At 59.8% G+C, this 17,958-nt stretch carries 21 protein-coding genes and 1 pseudogene; 12 read left to right on the forward strand and 10 right to left on the reverse strand.

Annotated elements, in window-relative coordinates; translation table 11 throughout:
• Positions 1 to 179: 179 nt before the first annotated feature.
• From JRZ79_RS24510 to JRZ79_RS24525, 4 genes are all read right to left on the reverse strand, one after another.
• Complete coding sequence (locus JRZ79_RS24510) at positions 180 to 1,415, reverse strand: RNA-guided endonuclease TnpB family protein (RefSeq protein ID WP_012289618.1); 1,236 nt, start codon at positions 1,413 to 1,415, stop codon at positions 180 to 182.
• Positions 1,412 to 1,801 (reverse strand): IS200/IS605-like element ISH35 family transposase, encoded by a 390-nt coding sequence (gene tnpA / locus JRZ79_RS24515; RefSeq protein ID WP_010904062.1) that lies wholly within the window; start codon positions 1,799 to 1,801, stop codon positions 1,412 to 1,414. Before tnpA ends, JRZ79_RS24510 begins: the two co-directional genes overlap by 4 nt.
• A 322-nt stretch (positions 1,802 to 2,123) precedes the next feature.
• On the reverse strand, positions 2,124 to 3,140 hold the full coding sequence (locus JRZ79_RS24520) for a bifunctional oligoribonuclease/PAP phosphatase NrnA (RefSeq protein WP_227970949.1): 1,017 nt from the start codon (positions 3,138 to 3,140) through the stop codon (positions 2,124 to 2,126).
• A 62-nt stretch (positions 3,141 to 3,202) separates the two neighbouring features.
• Positions 3,203 to 4,096, reverse strand: coding sequence for a universal stress protein (locus tag JRZ79_RS24525; protein ID WP_227970950.1), 894 nt, complete (start codon positions 4,094 to 4,096; stop codon positions 3,203 to 3,205).
• Between the two features lie 718 nt (positions 4,097 to 4,814).
• On the opposite strand from JRZ79_RS24525, the pseudogene JRZ79_RS24530 reads away from it, so the two are divergent.
• Positions 4,815 to 5,038 (forward strand): annotated as a pseudogene (locus JRZ79_RS24530) (DNA polymerase I); the annotation flags it as partial.
• Between the two features lie 7 nt (positions 5,039 to 5,045).
• Positions 5,046 to 5,549, forward strand: coding sequence for a hypothetical protein (locus JRZ79_RS24535; protein WP_012289619.1), 504 nt, complete (start codon positions 5,046 to 5,048; stop codon positions 5,547 to 5,549).
• Between the two features lie 491 nt (positions 5,550 to 6,040).
• Here JRZ79_RS24535 and JRZ79_RS24540 read toward each other — a convergent pair whose 3' ends face one another.
• Positions 6,041 to 6,364 (reverse strand): hypothetical protein, encoded by a 324-nt coding sequence (locus JRZ79_RS24540; protein WP_010904068.1) that lies wholly within the window; start codon positions 6,362 to 6,364, stop codon positions 6,041 to 6,043.
• Between the two features lie 129 nt (positions 6,365 to 6,493).
• Between JRZ79_RS24540 and JRZ79_RS24545 the strand changes: the two genes are divergently transcribed.
• Entirely contained in the window at positions 6,494 to 7,282 is a 789-nt protein-coding gene (locus tag JRZ79_RS24545; protein ID WP_010904069.1) for a PQQ-binding-like beta-propeller repeat protein, read from the forward strand.
• Here the strand turns inward: JRZ79_RS24545 and JRZ79_RS24550 are convergent, their stop codons facing one another.
• Both JRZ79_RS24550 and JRZ79_RS24555 read right to left on the reverse strand, forming a co-directional pair.
• Positions 7,283 to 7,552 carry a hypothetical protein gene (locus JRZ79_RS24550; protein ID WP_010904070.1) on the reverse strand — a complete coding sequence of 90 codons (270 nt, stop codon included), beginning with the start codon at positions 7,550 to 7,552 and terminating at the stop codon, positions 7,283 to 7,285.
• Positions 7,545 to 7,823 carry a ribbon-helix-helix domain-containing protein gene (locus JRZ79_RS24555; RefSeq protein ID WP_010904071.1) on the reverse strand — a complete coding sequence of 93 codons (279 nt, stop codon included), beginning with the start codon at positions 7,821 to 7,823 and terminating at the stop codon, positions 7,545 to 7,547. The genes JRZ79_RS24550 and JRZ79_RS24555 overlap by 8 nt, the downstream gene beginning before the upstream one ends.
• A gap of 122 nt (positions 7,824 to 7,945) precedes the next feature.
• On the opposite strand from JRZ79_RS24555, the gene JRZ79_RS24560 reads away from it, so the two are divergent.
• The 3 genes from JRZ79_RS24560 (at position 7,946) to JRZ79_RS24570 (ending at position 9,985) form a co-directional block, all read left to right on the forward strand.
• Positions 7,946 to 8,098: a hypothetical protein gene (locus JRZ79_RS24560; protein WP_010904072.1), complete on the forward strand. Its 153-nt coding sequence runs from the start codon at positions 7,946 to 7,948 to the stop codon at positions 8,096 to 8,098.
• 378 nt (positions 8,099 to 8,476) lie between these two features.
• Positions 8,477 to 9,223, forward strand: a complete 747-nt coding sequence (locus JRZ79_RS24565) for an inorganic phosphate transporter (protein WP_010904074.1) — start codon at positions 8,477 to 8,479, stop codon at positions 9,221 to 9,223.
• Positions 9,224 to 9,817: 594 nt separating this feature from the next.
• Positions 9,818 to 9,985, forward strand: coding sequence for a hypothetical protein (locus JRZ79_RS24570; RefSeq protein WP_010904076.1), 168 nt, complete (start codon positions 9,818 to 9,820; stop codon positions 9,983 to 9,985).
• Positions 9,986 to 10,001: 16 nt separating this feature from the next.
• Here JRZ79_RS24570 and JRZ79_RS24575 read toward each other — a convergent pair whose 3' ends face one another.
• The 3 genes from JRZ79_RS24575 to JRZ79_RS24585 form a co-directional block, all read right to left on the reverse strand.
• Positions 10,002 to 12,215: a CDC48 family AAA ATPase gene (locus tag JRZ79_RS24575; RefSeq protein WP_010904077.1), complete on the reverse strand. Its 2,214-nt coding sequence runs from the start codon at positions 12,213 to 12,215 to the stop codon at positions 10,002 to 10,004.
• A gap of 65 nt (positions 12,216 to 12,280) precedes the next feature.
• Positions 12,281 to 12,652 (reverse strand): Hsp20/alpha crystallin family protein, encoded by a 372-nt coding sequence (locus JRZ79_RS24580; RefSeq protein WP_010904078.1) that lies wholly within the window; start codon positions 12,650 to 12,652, stop codon positions 12,281 to 12,283.
• Between the two features lie 57 nt (positions 12,653 to 12,709).
• Positions 12,710 to 13,024, reverse strand: a complete 315-nt coding sequence (locus tag JRZ79_RS24585) for a DUF6166 domain-containing protein (RefSeq protein ID WP_231546390.1) — start codon at positions 13,022 to 13,024, stop codon at positions 12,710 to 12,712.
• A gap of 225 nt (positions 13,025 to 13,249) precedes the next feature.
• On the opposite strand from JRZ79_RS24585, the gene JRZ79_RS24590 reads away from it, so the two are divergent.
• The 6 genes from JRZ79_RS24590 to JRZ79_RS24615 all read left to right on the forward strand — a co-directional run bounded on the left by JRZ79_RS24590 (position 13,250) and on the right by JRZ79_RS24615 (position 17,923).
• Complete coding sequence (locus JRZ79_RS24590; RefSeq protein ID WP_010904080.1) at positions 13,250 to 13,618, forward strand: hypothetical protein; 369 nt, start codon at positions 13,250 to 13,252, stop codon at positions 13,616 to 13,618.
• Positions 13,619 to 13,674: 56 nt separating this feature from the next.
• Complete coding sequence (locus tag JRZ79_RS24595; protein WP_010904081.1) at positions 13,675 to 14,094, forward strand: universal stress protein; 420 nt, start codon at positions 13,675 to 13,677, stop codon at positions 14,092 to 14,094.
• A gap of 162 nt (positions 14,095 to 14,256) precedes the next feature.
• Positions 14,257 to 15,030, forward strand: coding sequence for a hypothetical protein (locus JRZ79_RS24600; protein WP_227970952.1), 774 nt, complete (start codon positions 14,257 to 14,259; stop codon positions 15,028 to 15,030).
• Between the two features lie 261 nt (positions 15,031 to 15,291).
• On the forward strand, positions 15,292 to 16,131 hold the full coding sequence (locus JRZ79_RS24605) for a prohibitin family protein (RefSeq protein WP_157849929.1): 840 nt from the start codon (positions 15,292 to 15,294) through the stop codon (positions 16,129 to 16,131).
• Positions 16,131 to 16,274, forward strand: coding sequence for a hypothetical protein (locus tag JRZ79_RS24610; protein WP_010904084.1), 144 nt, complete (start codon positions 16,131 to 16,133; stop codon positions 16,272 to 16,274). The genes JRZ79_RS24605 and JRZ79_RS24610 overlap by 1 nt, the downstream gene beginning before the upstream one ends.
• A gap of 290 nt (positions 16,275 to 16,564) precedes the next feature.
• Positions 16,565 to 17,923 carry a diaminobutyrate--2-oxoglutarate transaminase family protein gene (locus JRZ79_RS24615; protein ID WP_012289622.1) on the forward strand — a complete coding sequence of 453 codons (1,359 nt, stop codon included), beginning with the start codon at positions 16,565 to 16,567 and terminating at the stop codon, positions 17,921 to 17,923.
• Positions 17,924 to 17,958 lie beyond the last annotated feature (35 nt).

Below are 17,958 nucleotides of genomic sequence, written 5' to 3' on the forward strand. Positions count from 1 at the left end.
GTACGAGTTACTGCGGAAAGTTGTCCGACCTTCTGGGAGATACTCTCGTATCCATCCGGCAATATTGTGCAAACGAAAAGTACCGAGAGAAATCCGAGCCGCCCGTATTGACCTCCTCCCGCGCCTGAAGACGCGGGAATCCCACCACGGGATTTCAGGCCGGGCGTGGCCCTATGGTTTCAAGACGCATACGTCCCAAGCGTCTCCTGCGTGGTAGCATCGGCTAGGGTGTCTTGCGGGGCGGTCAAACGCCCCCCATCCCCAGCCGAGTCATCGCCATCCGTGTGTTCTCTTGAATGGCTCTCTCCGCTGAGGTAGCGGTCTGCGATGTTTATCGCGCCGTTCACGTCCGCTTGGGACTCGCCCATCCAGCAAGCGTCGTTCGTACACTTGAACGTCGCCTGTCGCGGGCGATACCCCACTTCACCGCAAGCGTGGCACTCTTTCGACGTGTTGCACGGGTTCACCGTCTCGACGGGGATGCCCTTCTCGACGGCCTTGTAGCGTATCTGCGCGTGGAGTTTGGCGAATCCCCATCCGTGGAGACGCCGATTCATGTACTCACCGTAGTCCATCGACTCCCGTATGTACGTCAGGTCTTCTAAAACGAGAACCGGGTTCTCGACGGACTCGGCGTACTCCACGACCTCGCGGGTGACGCGGTGGAATACGTCGTCTATCTGGTCCCATATGTCGTCCCCGAAGGACTCCACGATACGCTCGCTTCCGCGCGTCTGGAGTCGTCGTGTGGCGGTGAAGTAGGTCTTGCGGAGCCGACGAACGGTCTTGCCCTCGTCGGCCCACAGTTCGGGCGCGGTCGGAGAACCGTGGCCGTCGCGGTGACACACCGTGGCGAGTGACGCTTCCCCGATGTCCACTCCGATGGGCGTCCGTTCTTCGGCGGACACATCGGAGCGTTCCTCTACGTCGCGGGTGGCGGTGACGTGGAGATACCACGTTCCGTCCCGCTCGAACAGCCGACTTTCGCCCATCGTGGCGTCTCCCGCGTTCAACGCTTCCAACCAGTCCCGCTGTTCAGGGTTCGGCTGTGCTGGCATCCAGAGGTGGTAGTCCTCGTGGTGCGGGATTTTGACGTACCACTCGATGGCGTTCTCGGGCTTGTGGTCGAGTCGTAGCCCTCCGTTCGTGAAGCGGACGGGGTGGTCGTCGTGAAGTTCGCCCGCGTTGTACGTCGTCGTGAGTTGCGGGACGTACTTCTTGAGCGCGTTCTTCGCGTACCCGCTCAGGTCGTAGTTGACCACCACGTCGTTCGCTTCGGTCTGCGTGGTACATCCGGCGTCGAAAGCGTCTTGGAGGGCTTGCTGGTACGCCTCTCGCGTCTCACGAAGTTTCCTCCGCTTGTGGGCGTTCGGCTCTACCAGTTTAAGTTCGAGCGTCTTCGTGAGTTCGGTCACGAATCGCCCTCCTTGTGTTGCTGGATGTAGTTCTCGACTGTCTCGCTCGAAACGTGCCCGGCGGTCCCTGCGTAGTATCCTCGCGCCCATCCGATTTTCTCGCCGTCGTGGTCGGCGTATCGGTGGTTGTACTTGCGTGAGGAGATGCCCTTGAACCAATTGGCGAGTAGTGCCGGTTCGTTCTTGGGTGGGCTACTGACGAACAGGTGAACGTGGTCGTGCTGTACGGTGAGGTCGAGTATTTCGACGCCTTTGTCGGCGGCTATTTCGTGGAGGATGGACCGGACACGACTGGCGACCTCGTTGACGAGTACCGACTGGCGGTACTTCGGCAACCACACGATGTGGTAGTTGAGGTTGTAGGTCGCGTGCCGTGTGGTCTTCATCCGTGCTGCACACTATGGTCCGTTGGCGTCTTAATATTACCGATAGAACGGTTGGAAATCCATTCGTGGCATCGTCGGTGGGTGTGTAGGCTATGGTCCGCTTGACCCCCGCCTAAAGACGGGGGTATGCGCTCGTATCTTTATCACCCCGCTCGACTCCAGTTTGTCGATTCGGATCGTTCCTGGTGTCACATCGACTTTCGCTGCCGTGTCCGGAGTTGAGCGCTGTCGTGCATTGAGCAGGAGATCGGTGAGCAGCTGTGCGTCAATCGCGTCAGTCTCGTACACTGAACCCCGTTCTTCTGCAACTCGAGTTCATTGGTCATGTTTCTGTCCACCCTTCTAGCGCGCCGAAGAGGCGGGCCATCATCGACTGGTTGATCAGGTCGATTGCTACGTCATCACCGTCGTCAACCGACCCGATGAAGCCGAGGGGAACCTGTCCACCGGCCATATCGTGGTGGCCACCGGCACTCCCGACCTGATCGAACGTTTCTTCCATCACGTTGCCAATATGAAGCTGGGAATTGCTCGTTCTACCACTGAGGTGGACGTTGTCATCTACGATGCCGTACACAATGGTCGTACTCACACCCTCCAACTGGAGAAGGTAATCAGCAGCCTGTGGAACAGCGTCGCGTTCACGAATCCATCCGAGAGAGGACACGAGGCAGGAGCCCCGGACCTCTCGATTGGCAATCGCATCGCCGATTCCGCTAATCGTCTCAGGTGTGAACACCGAGTTGGTCAACTCTTCGATGATATTGTGATCTGCATGCGGGTGGAGCACACACGCAGCTGCATGTTCCGTAGATGTCGTCTCACGGTTGAAATCCAGCGTTTCACGGTGGAGTGCGAACAAGAGTGCGGTAGCGAGGCGTTCTTCAAGTTCAATACTAAATATCTCCAAGTACCGGGTTAGAAGCGTGGCCGTTGCCCCAACAGCAGGTCGAAGATCTACGAACTGGCCCTGGAGGCCATCAGTTGGGTGATGGTCAATGATGATATCCGGCGTCATCTCTTCAACAGCAGAATTGTTTTGTCCCGGAATACCGTGATCAACGAACGCGACTAGACCATAGTCAGAGAGTGAAACCTGATCAATCGGTGTTAGCTCTATATCGAGAACATTGATCATCGCTCGATTCTGTTGATGCGTAACTGTCCCACCGTATACGATATCCACGGTCGGGACCTCCCACTCCTTGGCAATCGCTTCCAGTGCGAGGGCACTGGCGAGCGTGTCTGGGTCGGGATTATCGTGGCAAAGAATCGCGAGTGAATCAGTGGAGGCTACCAGTTCCTGGAATCGCTGGTAGTCGATATCCGAGTCATCCATTATCATTGCCAGCGGAGTGTTCGACTGAGATCGTTCCGCTGTCTCGGACAGTTCAGGCATGCTCAAAAGTCATCCTCAAGAACTGGCGAATCCTCACCAACAGACGTGCGTTCGATAGCCCGTTTCCACCGGTAGTAAACCGAGCTGAGCGCATGAGACGGTTGGCGAACCGTGAGTATGGACGTTGTTGGTTGCGGTTCTAACTCATCAGGGACCGACTGACCAAACAACCGTTGCAGAAGCGGCTGCTTTGTCGGCGCGCCGAGAATCGCAACGTCGTACTTCTCGATCTCCTGTAGTAGCTCAGCGACGACATCCTCAGATGCCCGTGATTCGCACTCCACGTCGGGGAAATCTGAGAGAACATATTCCGTGAGGTCGAGCGCCTTGCGCCCTTGCTGAAAGCGCTCCGCGTCCGTACTCTCGTAGAGGTGAACTCCACGAATACTTGTCCCGTAGGTGCTTCCCAGAGCTCGCGCAGTCTCCGCTCCGAGAATCGTATGAGGGCCCGGACCGACGGCGAGTAGGATATTAGAGGAGGTATCTAGAGCCGATACATCGTCTCGGTCCGTTGCGTCCTCGGGATCCGGTAGGAGGGGGTCCGCCTTTGTCCCCAGTGTTTCGAGATAGACGGCACAATCTGCCGTCTCCAAGACCATATTGAGTAGGGATTCATCCCATAGTTGCTGGCCATTCTCATTATCCTGAGCGAGAAAGACGGCATCGTAGCGCTCGCCTGTTGTACACTCTGCGAACACGTCATCGGGGGTGTGTGCCACGATAACTAGTCCTGACACCGGCACGTCTTCCCCGTAATCCGCCACGGCATCCCGGACGTTCGCCACATGGTCCCGTGCGAGATCGATAACCCGGGTCATTTCCTCCGAGAAACTCTCATTGCCCACCGTGTCTAGGCTGATCTCACTCGGAGCAGTTACGATGCTGGCGATCGTCACTGAACCGTTTCGATCGTTAGCAATCGCGAGCGGAGTCCGTAGGAGCCGATGGATATCCAGGCGGTTGTAATCGGCCGTTTTGGCGTCTGGAAGGGGAACCAGAAGGTCGTACGATTGCGATGAAACGGGTCTGTGAGTGGCTATTGAGGATTTCTTCGGCGTTCCGTCATGGCGCTGAACTGGGATTGACATTGGTTCTGTCATATTCACATCAGAGGGGTCTCCGAAGAGTTTGATGCCGACTGGCGATCCTCTTGACGGATCGTCAAATTGACCAATGTGTTGCTCTCGTGGGGAACCGACGTGCTATCAGCTTCCCATCCGGCGACGGGCGAGTACATCATAGTGGTGGTGGTGCTGAGGGAGAGCACGATAGGTGAAAACATTTTTGATATTATACGATAGGTTTACACCAAATTTGTTGTAAGGCCTTGGAGCTCGAAAACGGGGCTGCTCTAGTGTTGCTACCATTCACTCAAACTACACTTACATATAACACATCTGATTGAAATCTAAATAAGATAGCTCGAAAAGGATAGTTCGGCGGCTTGAGTGTCCATGCTCAATCAAGAACTGCGCAAGGAGACGTTGAATGCATCAAGTCGACGACGCCGGCGCCGTTGCGACCGAGATGGTTGTGCGACGACCGGGCTTTCGACGGGACAAAGAACCAGTTCTCCCCGTCGACATCGCCTACATCGACCGCGTCATCCCACTCGCCCGGCAGCGTTCGACCCCGCCGTTCATCGAGGACGTCCAGCGGGACTGTCTCGACCGGCTCGATGCCACGCGGTCACCAGACGCAGTGCTCGGACGGCTTGAACGAGCAGTCAACGAACTGCAGGCGGGCAACATAGCAGTGAGCGGCTCGTCGAGCGAAATCATGTCTCCAAGCCGCTGGAAGGCTACTCACAGAATACCCAGAACGTGGCGGCGTTGAAATGACGAGGTGATTCTAACCACAGCTGAACTCGCAGCTGAAGAACACGGTGACGCTCGACGGGCAGTCCGACTGTTCCGGAATGCGGGCGAGATCGCCGACGAAGAAGGCGACGAGATCGTGACCGCGAATCATGTTTTCGAAGCTGACGAACTCGTCGAAGTTGAACTCTTTATCGAGATGGTGAAAGGGACTCCGCTGTCAGGGAAATCACTCCTGTTTGCTCTCACGCGTCTTGACCGGAATAACCCGGAGAAAGAATGGTTCCGGACGTCAGAGATTCACGAGGTTTACCAAACAGTAGCACGGGACGTCGAAGTAGAGCCCAAGGGGTACAATCGTGCGCTTGAGCTTCTGAACAAGCACGTAACGACAGGAGTTCTCGAATCGAAAAAGAAGGAACGCGGAGATCAGGGGAAGTTCAGATCGTATTCGCTCCAAGGAGACGTTGAGAGCACACGAACTGGACTGATCAACTCGACGCCGGAACTCCAGACGTTGATGGGATGGTGACACCCTCACCCCTCGGTGTGAATGGTCCCCCATAGAATACGACGGTTGTAGTGATAGAGCGAGAGTTGAAGAACCTAGTGCGGCACGGAGAGCGGCTTACACGTTCTGCCACGGTGGCTGACCCGACCCGCTACTGCACCGCACCTGTAGTTATCTTTATTATACCTCAGTCTAAACAGTCCTTTGAGCAAGTACATTTTGAAAGGCAAGGCCTTGTGCCGAAGGTTCGCCACTGAGTCGACAGCTTCCCTACGGCATGAGGACTTCTGCTGTTAAGGGCTTCTTAATCACGGTACCCTGGGTGGTGGACCATTCACACTGAGGGGTGTGGGGGTAAACGAGGCGTAATCTATCCGCGTGTTGCTCTGTCTTCTCTCGGTGTGAAGTCTCGTCAGAGAGTGGCGGTTGGTAGCCATTCACACGCTGGGGGGTGTCATCTGCTGCGCTCCGAATCACGTTGAAACGAATATCAGGCTACAGTTCCATCTCGTCTACTCGTCGGGATTCACCGGCTCTCTGTACTTCGACGTCACCGAATCACCTTCCCGCCACTGCCAGTAGTAGTAGCGATTGTCGTTGATCTCCTTGATCGTGATCGCCGCCTTCGCCGGCACGTCGTCTGGGAGGTCATCGGGGCGTTCCTCGACGTCGGCATCGTCCGCTTCCTCCTCGAGACGAGCTTCACGCTCCTTGTATTCGGCCAACGCCTCGGCGTAGCTGGCAGCGTCCCGAAGATGCTCCGATGTGGCTTCGTTGAGCGTGTTGACGATCTCCGTTGGGAGGTTCGCCGGTGGGGACGGTGGTTCGGAGGACATCGACTCTCTCTGTGTTAACCAACACGGACTCTCTATCCATAGTTTTGTTGGTTAAGGCGGTGGGGCAAGCTCTTGTCCCTCTCGGTCTGTAACATTACTCGAAGCTTCTTTATACACAAGTTTCGTTCTATGTTACACTGTGCTCCGGCGCATCGAACTCGAGGTCCTCACCACGGTCGACCCCTAACCACCGTACAACTCGATGACGGGTCCTCCGATACGACCCACGAACTCAATCGGCGTCCAACTGGGCCACCAGCCCTCGCGGATCCGATCGCCGTTACGCCCGTACTTGGCGACTATACCGAGCCATCGACCGACGGGCTCGTCGCACTCGACACCGATAGCTGGACGACGACTTGGACACACAATACAGCTGGCAGACCCAATCCACCGACTGTCGCTGACGACCTCCTTGTCGCCACGAGCGATCAGGGCGATGTAACTGCGCTTGCGGCGTCCACTGGTGACACGCCGTGGATGCGGACGTTTAGTGACGATCATCAGCGTGCAAGTATCCCTGCCCCGCCAGCCATCGATGCCGATTCCGTGTATATCACCGCAGATGGCGCTGCCGCTCAGGGAATCTACGCGCTGGACCGTGAGACGGGTGAGACACAGTGGGAAATTCCTGGGCCAAATATTCCGGGTCCGTTAGTTCGGACGGAGGATGTCGTCCTCGCGAGCTACGACCGCTATGAACTCGTGGCGTTCGATGCTGGGAGTGGAGACCGGCAGTGGTCAAAGGAGATGTATGATGGTGGTCCGTTCTCACCAGCAATCGGAGATAGCCGCGTTTTCAGTGCAGATACCAACACCGCGTCCGAGGCCATCGTTCCCTTCCTAGTGATGGTTGTCGGTGGCTATGCGGGAATCACACTTGCAGACATCCTGTGGGAACAGTTCTTCACTAACTGATCAGCGACTCTCCCTCTGGAATAGCGCTCTCATCGGACTCGACGGAAACCTTCTGCTCGTGGAGGACGTGGTCGACACGGCATTCGATCCTGTCGTCGCTCGGTAGTCGCCGGCGCGGAGCTTGTAGTACGGGTAGCCGGTGAGCTTTTCGAGGCGGTGAGAGGTCCAGTCTTTCGCCTCGTCGAGTTTCTTGACCAGTCGCTCTTGGGCTTCGATGTCGAGTCCGTCTAGCAAATCGAGTGCTTTTGATGTCCACTCGACTTTAGTCATCGATGCGCAGGCGGTCCTTCACGTCGTCTTGGGACACCGTCTCACCCTGCTCTCGCTGTTCGCGGCTCTCTGCCAGGTGCTTGAGCGCTTCCTCGGACAGCTGCGTGGGGGGATTGACCGCATCCCGGAGGGCATCGCGGATGAATTCGGACTTGGTCGCGTAGCCACGCTCTTCCCATACTTCGTCGACCTGTGCCAGCAGCGACTGCGGTACCCGGACGTTGATCTTCTCCATCTCGCCGTCGCCACCGCCGTCGCTGTCAGTGCTCATACGATGTGATACGCTTGTATCACGTAGGTAGCTTCGGTTGAGTGACTGGGCTGTGCTCCCCAGCACTTCTTCAGTCAATCCGCTTCGTGAGTTTTACGAACAACAGACCCCAGACTCCGAATATGCCGGAGATTGATCTTAATGAGGAGACAGTCAACCGACTCGACAATCTACGAGTCGACGACGAATCCTATGACGAAATCACCAATGAACTCATCAATATCTACGAGGCAGAAGAACTGACTCTTTCGTTTGCCGGAGATCGGCTGGAGTAATCAGAGAATCTGTCGACCGACAGGCGCGGTTGGCATTCTGCCGATATTGCCTCCGCCAGGGAGTTCTGACACGCAGTTCGCACAGTACCTGTATTCCCGTTCGTTGGTTGTCCCACACTCCGGGCAATCGACTTCTTTTGTCTGTACTGATTTTTTAGTGCTGTCCGCAGGTTCCACGCCACCGTCGGAGCTCTGCTTGGACCAATACGCATAGAGGACAGCCAGCACGTGGAACCCTCCGACGACTACGACGAGCGTGTACAGCCAAGGCTGGAGGGTCATGCCTATCAGGACATAGTGTCGGCGTTCACTTAGCCCTTACTCGTCGGTTCAGGAAATCAATATTCTTTTGCGGAATTATGTCCGGTATCCGATTGTATGGCGCTGTCGGTGGTGTTCGTCGTCGGCGTAGCAGCGGCCATCTTCGTCGGCGTGAATATCGGGGGCTCATCGACCGGCGTGGCATTCGGCCCCGCGACTGGAAGCGACGCTCTGTCGATGCGACAGGCATCCGGGTTGATGGCCGTGTTCGTGCTGCTCGGTGGATTCACCATCGGCACGAATGTCGTCGACGCCCTGGGGGCGGATTTCATCCCAGCGGAGTATTTCACGCTGGGCGCGTCGATCGGCGTCCTCCTGTTCATCGGGCTCGGCATCCTGATCGGAAACGTCCTCAACGTGTCGACCAGCACCAGCCAGACGGCGGTTGCCGCTGTCGTCGCGATGGGCGCGGCGCTCGGTGTCCTCGACTGGCGCACCGTCGGTGTCGTCGGTATGTGGTGGGTACTCTCGACGACCCTCGCCTTCTGGATCTGTGCGTTTGTTGGGCGGTACTTCTACGACGCGATCGTGAATCTGCTCAGTTTCGAATCCGACGACACCGGCCGCTTCGCGGAGCTCGTCGTGATCGGGATCGGCTGTTACATGGGGTTCTCGACAGGGGCCTCCAACGTCGCCAGCGCCGTCGCGCCCCTCGTTGGTTCCAGGCAGCTCGAGATGACATCTGGGGTGGCTATCGGCGGCGTGGCGATCGGGGTCGGTGCCTTCGCTATCGGTCCCCGGACGATGGAGACCGTCGGTGAAGATATCACGGACCTATCGCTGGAAGCGTCCCCTGATCGCTGAGACGATCGCGGCCTCGATCCTCACCGGTCTGAGCTGAGCCGGAATCCCCGCGAGTCTCGCCGTCGTGCTCACCGCGTGCGTCATCGGACTCGGGTGGGGCGGGAGAGCCGTCGGGTGCCTCTTCACGCAATCGTCCGACCTGACGGGCTTTCAACTGCTGAACGGTCGGACTGGGCCGCTGACCAGCTCGATCTGTTCAATCCCTCGGCGACGAAACGGATCGTGACGACGTGGATCGCTACCCCGACTGTTGCCGGTGTTATCGCCTTCGTTACGTTCGAGGCAGCCGAGCGATTCCACCGTCTCACCTGAGCAGGTCACACCAGGATGTTATCGGAGCGGAAGCCGTGCCTCTACTCAGACGAACTCCCAAGTCAGGCTTTTCGATACGAGACTCGAAGATAAGAAACAACGATGTCGCTGAGTTCGCTCAGTGGTCGCTTCCGAGGAAGACAGACGCAATTTCACATCGAACTCGTGTACGGCATCCTCTTTATTGCCGGCTTTGCTTTTCTCGTCTTCCGCGTCGATCCCCGGGTGGCAGCGTTCGAAGGAGGTCTCGTCATTGGTTACTTATTGAGAATTTAGGGGAAAATGTCAATCTACGAGTGGATCCTTGAAGAGACGATTTCAAGCGAGGCCGAACGACAGGTCGAGGCCGAGGTCGTGGATATAGATGAACAGATTGACCAACGTGTGACCGAACAACTCGAAGAAGCCGGTGAACCTCGATCGGATCAAGCCGACGATTCAACTACGTAAGGGAGAGTCACCAGTGCTACACGGCTTCAGCTGGCTTTTCGAACGCCTGCGTTTCGGATCCAGCGTTTGAGTCGACCTCTTCGAGCGCCTGCTCGAAGTGCTCTATTGACAGCTCGATTTCGTCGACGTTGGCCGATTCGGCACTCGCAGTCGCACGGACGTATTCGCGGACGGCGACCGTCGCAGCCTCGCGGCAGACCGCCTCGATATCGGCACCGACGTAGCCGTCAGTCCGCTCGACGAGTTCGTCGACGTCGACATCTTCGGCCAGCGGCTTGTCCTCGGTGTGGATCTCGAAGATCTCACGCCGTGCCGCTTCGTCGGGCTCGTCGACTGCGACGTGACGGTCGAGCCGTCCCGGTCGGAGCAAGGCATCGTCGATGAGGTCTGGGCGGTTCGTCGTGGCGATCACTACGATGTCCTCGAGTTCTTCGAGACCGTCGAGTTCGGTCAGCAGCTGTGAGACCACGCGTTCGCCGACGTTCGAGTCGCCAACGCCCTGGCCACGTTCCGAGGCGATCGCGTCGATCTCGTCGAAGAACACCACCGTGGGGGCGTTCTCGCGGGCCTTCGAGAACACTTCACGAACGCCCCTCTCGGACTCGCCGACGTACTTGTTGAACAGCTCAGGCCCCTTGATCGAGATGAAGTTCGAGTTCGCCTCGTTAGCAACGGCCTTCGCAAGCAGCGTCTTCCCGGTGCCGGGCGGCCCGTAGAGCAAGACGCCCTTCGCCGGTTCGAGTGCGACTTGCTCGTAGGCGTCGGCGTGTTCGAGGGGCCACTGGACGGTCTCCTGGAGGCGTTCCTTCGCATCATCGAGACCACCGACGTGGTCCCAGGTGACATCGGGGACCTCGACGAATACCTCTCGCAGCGCGGAGGGTTCGATGCCCCTCAGCGCCTCTTTGAAGTCGTTCTCGGTCACCTCTATCGAGTCGAGGATGTCGGCGGGGATCTCTTCTTCGTCGAGATCCAGATCGGGCCGAATCCGGCGAAGCGCGTGCATCGCGCTCTCTTTCACGAGGTTCTCGAGATCTGCGCCGACGAAACCTTGAGTATTCTCAGCGTACCGGTCGAGATCGACGCCGTCGCCGAGAGGCATCCCGCGCGTGTGGATCTGAAGGATCTTTTCGCGCCCGTCATGGTCGGGGACGCCGATCTCGATTTCACGATCGAACCGACCGGGACGGCGGAGCGCCGGATCCACGGCATCGACGCGGTTGGTCGTGCCGATAACCGTGAGCTGGCCGCGCTCTTCGAGGCCGTCCATCAGCGAGAGCAACTGGGCGACGACCCGGCGTTCGACATCGCCACTGACGTCTTCGCGCTTGGGCGCGATGGAGTCGAGTTCGTCAATGAAGACGATCGCGGGCGCGTTCTCCTCGGCCTCCTCGAACACGTCGCGAAGCTGCTCTTCGCTCTCGCCGTAGTACTTGCTCATGATCTCCGGGCCAGAGATCGTCTGGAAGTGAGCGTCGATTTCGTTGGCGACGGCCTTGGCGATCAGGGTCTTCCCCGTCCCGGGAGGACCGTGGAGGAGAACGCCCTTCGGCGGTTCGATGCCGAGCGTCCCGAACAGCTCGGGGTGGCGCATCGGCAACTCGATCATCTCCCGAACCTGCTCGAGTTCGTCGTCGAGGCCGCCGATGTCCTCGTACGTGAGGGCTGGAGCGGTCGTATTTTCCGGTTCTCCCGATTCGACGGAGACCTCCTGGGCGCTCTGGTCGGCGATCTCGATCTCGGTCGTGTTCTGCACGACGACCGTCCCGCTGGGCTGCGTATCGACCACCCGTAGGGGAATGCGTCGACCAGACCGACCGGAGAACATACCAAACCCGATCGGGAACGCGACCGTCTGTCCTGCCCTCACCGCCTGGTCGACGAGATGTTCGCGGAGGTGCGAGCCGAGATCTCCTCTGATCTGAAGATTCTGTGGTAGGGAGACGGTAACTCGGTCCGCCGGCTCGACCTCCGTTTTCTCGACCTCGACGCGGTCGTCGATGCTGACGTTCGCTGCCTGTCGGAGCTGGCCGTCGATTCGGATGATACCGCGACCCGCGTCGCTCGTGTTACTAGGCCAGACGCGGGCGACCGTTCGTCCGCCGTTGCGGCCCTCGATCGCGACGAAGTCGCCACTGCTGACGCCGATCTCCTGAAGCGCATCGCGGTCGATGACGGCCATACCGCTCCCTGGATCGCGGTTCTTGAGTTGTTTGACCGTAAGTCGCATGGCTCTCACCTCGATTACTCACGGAAGAAAGCGGCTGTCGGTCAGTACTCCTGTCCGAGGCGATGTCAGGCCTGGACCTCGATCTGCTTGCCGCGGGTGGTGGCACCCGTCAGTACCGGCAGCCGGACTTCGAGGATCCCGTTATTGTACTGGGCCTCGATATCGTCGTCCTCGACGTTCTTTGGGAAGCGGAAGCGACGGTGGTAGGTCTTGCGCTGGCTCCGCGTCTCATCCTCGTGTTCGGCGGCGATGTTGAGGACACCCTCGTCCCAGGAAACGGTGATCTCCTCGGGATCGAAGCCCGGCATCTCGACGCTCAGGACGAACTCGTCGTCCTCCTCGTACAGTTCGTAGTCGTTGCGACCGGTTTCGAACAGTCGGCTCGGGAATCCGGAGTTCTGTAGCCACGAACTGGTTGAACCTGTCGGAAGGGGCATGGCTAATCACCTTGACTCCAGCCAAAACTATGTCCGCATTTCGTAAAAAATTTTCTATCAAAACACAAATATGTATGTATTATTACATTGGTGTGGCGTGGCATAAACGGGGTGATTTGTTGTCGGAATCGAAAGGAATCGATGGATCGAGCAGCGTAGAATATATTTTGAAACAACCTGTAGTTTACTCGTATAGTGCTCGAGCGCGATGTTCTTCGTCGACGAATCGGCCAGTAGTGCAATTGCGAGCTGATCGATACGGGCCTCATCGGTCTCCGATCCCCAGTCGAACCCACCAGGGACGCGGCGCAGGACGTGGAGATGCCTGTCTAGGAGGTCGCCGTCGGGCGTGTAGACCAGCTGTCCACCCATGCAGCGTTCACCACGGTACGCTTGGCCGCTGGTCATCGGTACTCTTCCTCCCGATGGCCCCAGCCCCGTGATCGCGCCGGGGGCTGGCAGGGCGGGGAATTCGACGGTCGACAGGCTGTGTCTGGACTGCGCCCAGTCCCCCACTCGCTCGTGCTCGCGGCCTGCTGGTCGAGGACCGACGTACATCGGCTTTCGTGCTTGACTCCGCTCCGTGACGACCTCCCGATGGAGCATCGTACAGAGCTCCATGACACTCTCTGCGAGGGTGAACGCCGCGGCTCGCGACCGCAGGTCGTGCTGGCTGAAGAGGATCGTCTCATCGGCCCGGTCGACCCGGGCCAGCCACTCCGAGGTCTGCTGGACGTGGCAAAGAACGGTCTTCGAGAACTCGTAGCGAACCTGGTACTCGGTCTCTTGCTCGTCGTACCACGGCCACCGGGAGAAGACCTCCTTGAGGTCCGCAACGATTTCGTCGAGGCCGCTGTCCTGATCTTCAGCGTCGTACGCCGCACCCGCTCGGTGTCGCTCACGAGGGCCGCCGGTTTGTTCTCGCCGGGAACTGCCTGGTCGTCAGGCCCCCACAACGCGGAGTGACTGGGCGCTGGTCACACAACAGCGCGTTTTATGTGGAGTGCTCGGCGAGGGTGCGTATGGCAGTTCTTGTCCCCTACGACGGATCGAGTCCCGCACACGACGCCGTCGAACACGCCGTTGAGACGCACGACACCGACGAACTCGTGCTCCTGCACGTCACCGAGCTCGCGGACGGGATGCTCGACGCCGGCGTGGACATCGTCCAAGAGCAGCTGAAAGGCCTCCAGAATCCGGCCAGCAGCGAGGGACTCACCGAGGAGACCCAGGCCCTCCTGGAGGACGCGGCGCTCTCGTTCCGGATGGAGACGACAGTGGGGAACCCGGCGCGTGAGATCGTCTCGTTCGCGGAGGACAACGACATCACCGAGATCGTCATGGGGAGCCACGGGCGGCGTGGTGTCTCCCGTGTGCTGCTTGGGAGCGTCGCCGAAACGGTGGTGCGGCGCGCCCCGACGACCGTGACAGTCGTTCGGTGAGGGCGGCTCACAGGTGAGAGGGGATCCGTGCTGTGGGGTCGGATGTAGCCGGACGCCCCACCATCGATGTGTAACGGCGGGTCCATCGGTCAAGCACTGGCAGCCGTTGTGGCGAGAGGTTTTTATGCAGCGATCTCTGATTCCACAGTGTCGTGTGAGACAATGTCACGCAATAAAATCGCGCTGACGGGCCCCTACGACGGGCTAGAGGAGGCACGACGGGCGTGCACAGCGGACCTCAAAGAAACGTCCCCGGAGCTATACGACGCCTGCAACGGGTACACTGAATCACTTATCGCGGAGGTTTCAGCGTCAGGGAACGCGATTCCCGGAAGCGCACTCACAGACGACAAAGACCTCGCCGTGTTCCGCCAGTTCATCAAGCAACAACACACCGAGTACTGGTTCGCGGACCTCAACGGCCGCGGCAGCACCGCCGACCTCGGGTGGGATGCATTCCGGTCGCTGGTCGTGCGATACGCCGAACACGCGTACCTGAATGCGTTCGGCGCGTACCGGGCTGCGACCGAGCAGCTGTCACAGATAGAGCGCAGCCGCCAGGAGGTGAGCGAGTTACTCGCGGAGATCGAGGGACGACTTGATGGAGACAGCGCGGCAGTCATCGCCGACGGGGAGGCCACGCCACAGGAGCTGCTGACAAGCGCGAAACGAACGGTGGCAACGGCGACCCAACAGCTCGACACGGCACAGACGGAGATCAGCAACGCGCACGCCTACCACGCAGTCGGGGACTGTTATCAGACCGAGTACGACATCGAGTCGGAGTCGTTTAGCGACGTTTCGCTGGCGGACGACGCCGACTGGTTCCTGCAGGACCTGCGGCACCGGCGGGACCGGTTGCGGACGCGGGCCCGGTGGATGCGAAACGATGTCTCGGCTCTGAAGTCGAGACCCGCGGTCCGCGACAGTGCGTGAGTGGGCCATGGGTAGCCGGCAGGGCGTTGTCGACGGGAGTCCGTGCGGAGCGAAGACGCGCCGCCGGGGATTACACGTCACACGGACCAGTATTTTTAATACCGTGGTGTGGCACAGTGGGGTACAGCATACAGAGGTCGCGCTCCGAGGTGCTCCGGCTGGTCGTGCGAGACGTCGCCGTGAGCGTGCCTCGCGGGTCGGACTGCGGTCTGCGTGCTAAACACAACGGTTATGAAATCGTTACAACTCAAAGTCGGCGCAGTGGTCGGTGCATTCGTTTTGGTGACCGTGCTCGTTGGCGGTGGACTGGCGTGGAATCCAGTCCAGGAGGGGAACATCGAGGTGGTGAAAGAGTGGGGTGCAAGCACCGGTGAAACCCTGGAACCGGGTGCAAACGTGATCGTGCCGATCAAACAGTCGACGGCGGTCGTGCCGGTCCGGCCCCAGGAGTACACGATGGCGAACGAAAAACAGGAGGGCGCCGAAGCGCGCGACGATTCCGTTGAGGTGCTCACGAACGACGGGGTGAGCGTCAACGTTGACGTGACGATCCGGTATCGTGTGAACAAGACGGAGGCCGCGACGTTCTACGACGAGTACAAGGACGTGAGCCAGGCCGAGGCGCGGTTGATTCGGCCGACCACCCAGGACGTGTTGCGGACGGAGGGTGGGGACATCGACACGACCGAGATCTACACCGGCGCGGGCCAAAAGCAGATGGCGGCCGCGGTAAAGAAGGCGCTCGAGACGGAGGCCGTGGGCAGCGGGCTGATCATCGAGGCCGTCCAGATCCGGAACATCAAACTCCCGGGCCAGTACGCTGACGCCGTCGAGAAGAAGGAAGTCGAGAAGCAGAACATCGAGAAAAAGCAGAACTCCATCCAGGTCGCGAAGGCTGAGGCGGAGCGCAAGCGCGTGCAGGCCAAGGGTGAGGCAGAGGCCAACGAGATCGTTGCGGAGTCACTCAAGGACAACCCGGAGCTCATCAAGATCCGGTATATCGAGGCGCTGAACCAGGACAACAGCACGATCTACGTCGGCGCTGGCTCGCAGGCCGGGATCACGTTGACCAAGGACGTCGACGAGGAGAACAAGAGCTGATGGCTGGGCGCCTGATCGTGTTCGGGTTGTTGTGGTTGGGGGCGATCGCGTTGGTGACGGTCGGCGCGTTCAGGTATTTCAGCGAGCGCCAGCGGCTCAGCCACGAGGAGAGAATGTACGACAAGCGCCACGACGACGAGTAGGCTGTCAGCTGGAGGCGTCGTGGAGCGAGCGGTGGGTCGTCGAGTGTGAGTGGTCGATGAAGGCATGGGTCGAGAACTGAAACCGCCGGATGTTTTATTTCGTGTGGTCGTGTACGAAAGCGACGAGGAGAGAGTGTGTATCCACACACTGCGGCCGACGAGCCGTTGCAACGTCACCCCCAGTTTTAGGCCAGCCTAATAGCGGTAGTTTTATTTATTTTTAGGCTAGCCTAAAAATTGCGTATGTCAGAAGAAACCCAAGACGGAGACACCCGGAGAGGCCGGTCATCGTGACTGACCACGACGACACGTCGAACGCTGCCCTCCTCGAAAGCCAACGCCGACGCGAATCGAACGCACGCACCTACCCGCGCTCGCTGCCGATGGCGGTGACACACGCCGAGGGCATCGAGGTGACCGACGCCGGCGGCACCACCTACCTCGACTGCCTGGCCGGCGCGGGCACGCTCGCGCTCGGCCACAACCATCCCGCAGTGACCGCGGAGCTGGAGCGATTGCTCGCCGAGGACCGCCCGCTGCACACGCTCGACATCACCACACCCGAGAAGGAGGCGTTCGTCGACGCGTTGTTCGACAGTCTGCCGGCCTCGTTCGCGAACACGGCGAAGGTGCAGTTCTGCTCGCCGGCCGGCACCGACGCCATCGAAGCCGCGCTGAAGCTCACGAAGACCGCCACCGGGAACCGGAGCGTGCTCGCGTTCCACGGCGGCTACCACGGCATGACCGCGGGCGCGCTCAGCCTCATGGGCGACATCGACGCCAAAGAGCCGGTTTCGGGGCTGATGCCGAACGTCCACCACCTCCCGTATCCCGACCAGTACCGCCACCCGTTCGGCCTGCCGGCGGGCGAACACGAATCCATCCACACGTACATCGAGCACGCCATTAGCAGCCCCGAGCGCGGGTTCACGGAGCCCGCTGCGGTCGTGCTCGAACTCGTACAGGGAGAAGGAGGGGTCAATCCCGCACCGGACGCCTGGGTGCAGGAGCTCAGGCGCATCACTCGGGAACACGACATCCCGCTGGTCGTCGACGAGATCCAGACCGGCCTCGGACGCACCGGTGAGACGTGGTCGTTCGAGCACGCCGGCATCGAGCCCGATGTCGTCACGTGCTCGAAGGCTGTCGGCGGCGGTCTCCCGCTGGCGGTCGTCCTCTACAACGAGGGCCTCGACGTCTGGGAGCCGGGCGCACACGCCGGCACCTTCCGCGGGAACCAGCTCGCGATGGCGGCTGGCCGCGTCACCATCGAGCACGTTATCGAACAAGACCTCCCCGCCCACGCCGACAAAACGGGGGCGCGGCTCCGCAGCGCGCTCACCGACCTCGAAGCCGACTTCGACGTCGTCGGCGACGTTCGCGGCCGCGGGCTCATGCTCGGCGTGGAGTTCGTCGCTCCGGACGCAGCGGGCGACGAACGCCCGCCGCCGGACGGCGACCTCGCGGCGGCGGTGAAACAGGCGTGCTTCGAGCGCGGACTCATCATCGAGACCGGCGGCCGGGATTCCGCGGTCGCGCGGTTCCTGCCGCCGTTGATCGTCTCCAGCCACCAGATCGACGAGATCGCGGCCCGGTTCAGCGACGCGGTCACGGCCGTGCTCTCGTCGTCAGCCGAGGTGTCGGCGTGAGCCCGCCGCGCAGCGCCGGCGCGAACGCGTCCACG

Source organism: Halobacterium sp. BOL4-2 (assembly GCF_016917835.2).
Lineage (GTDB): Archaea > Halobacteriota > Halobacteria > Halobacteriales > Halobacteriaceae > Halobacterium > Halobacterium salinarum.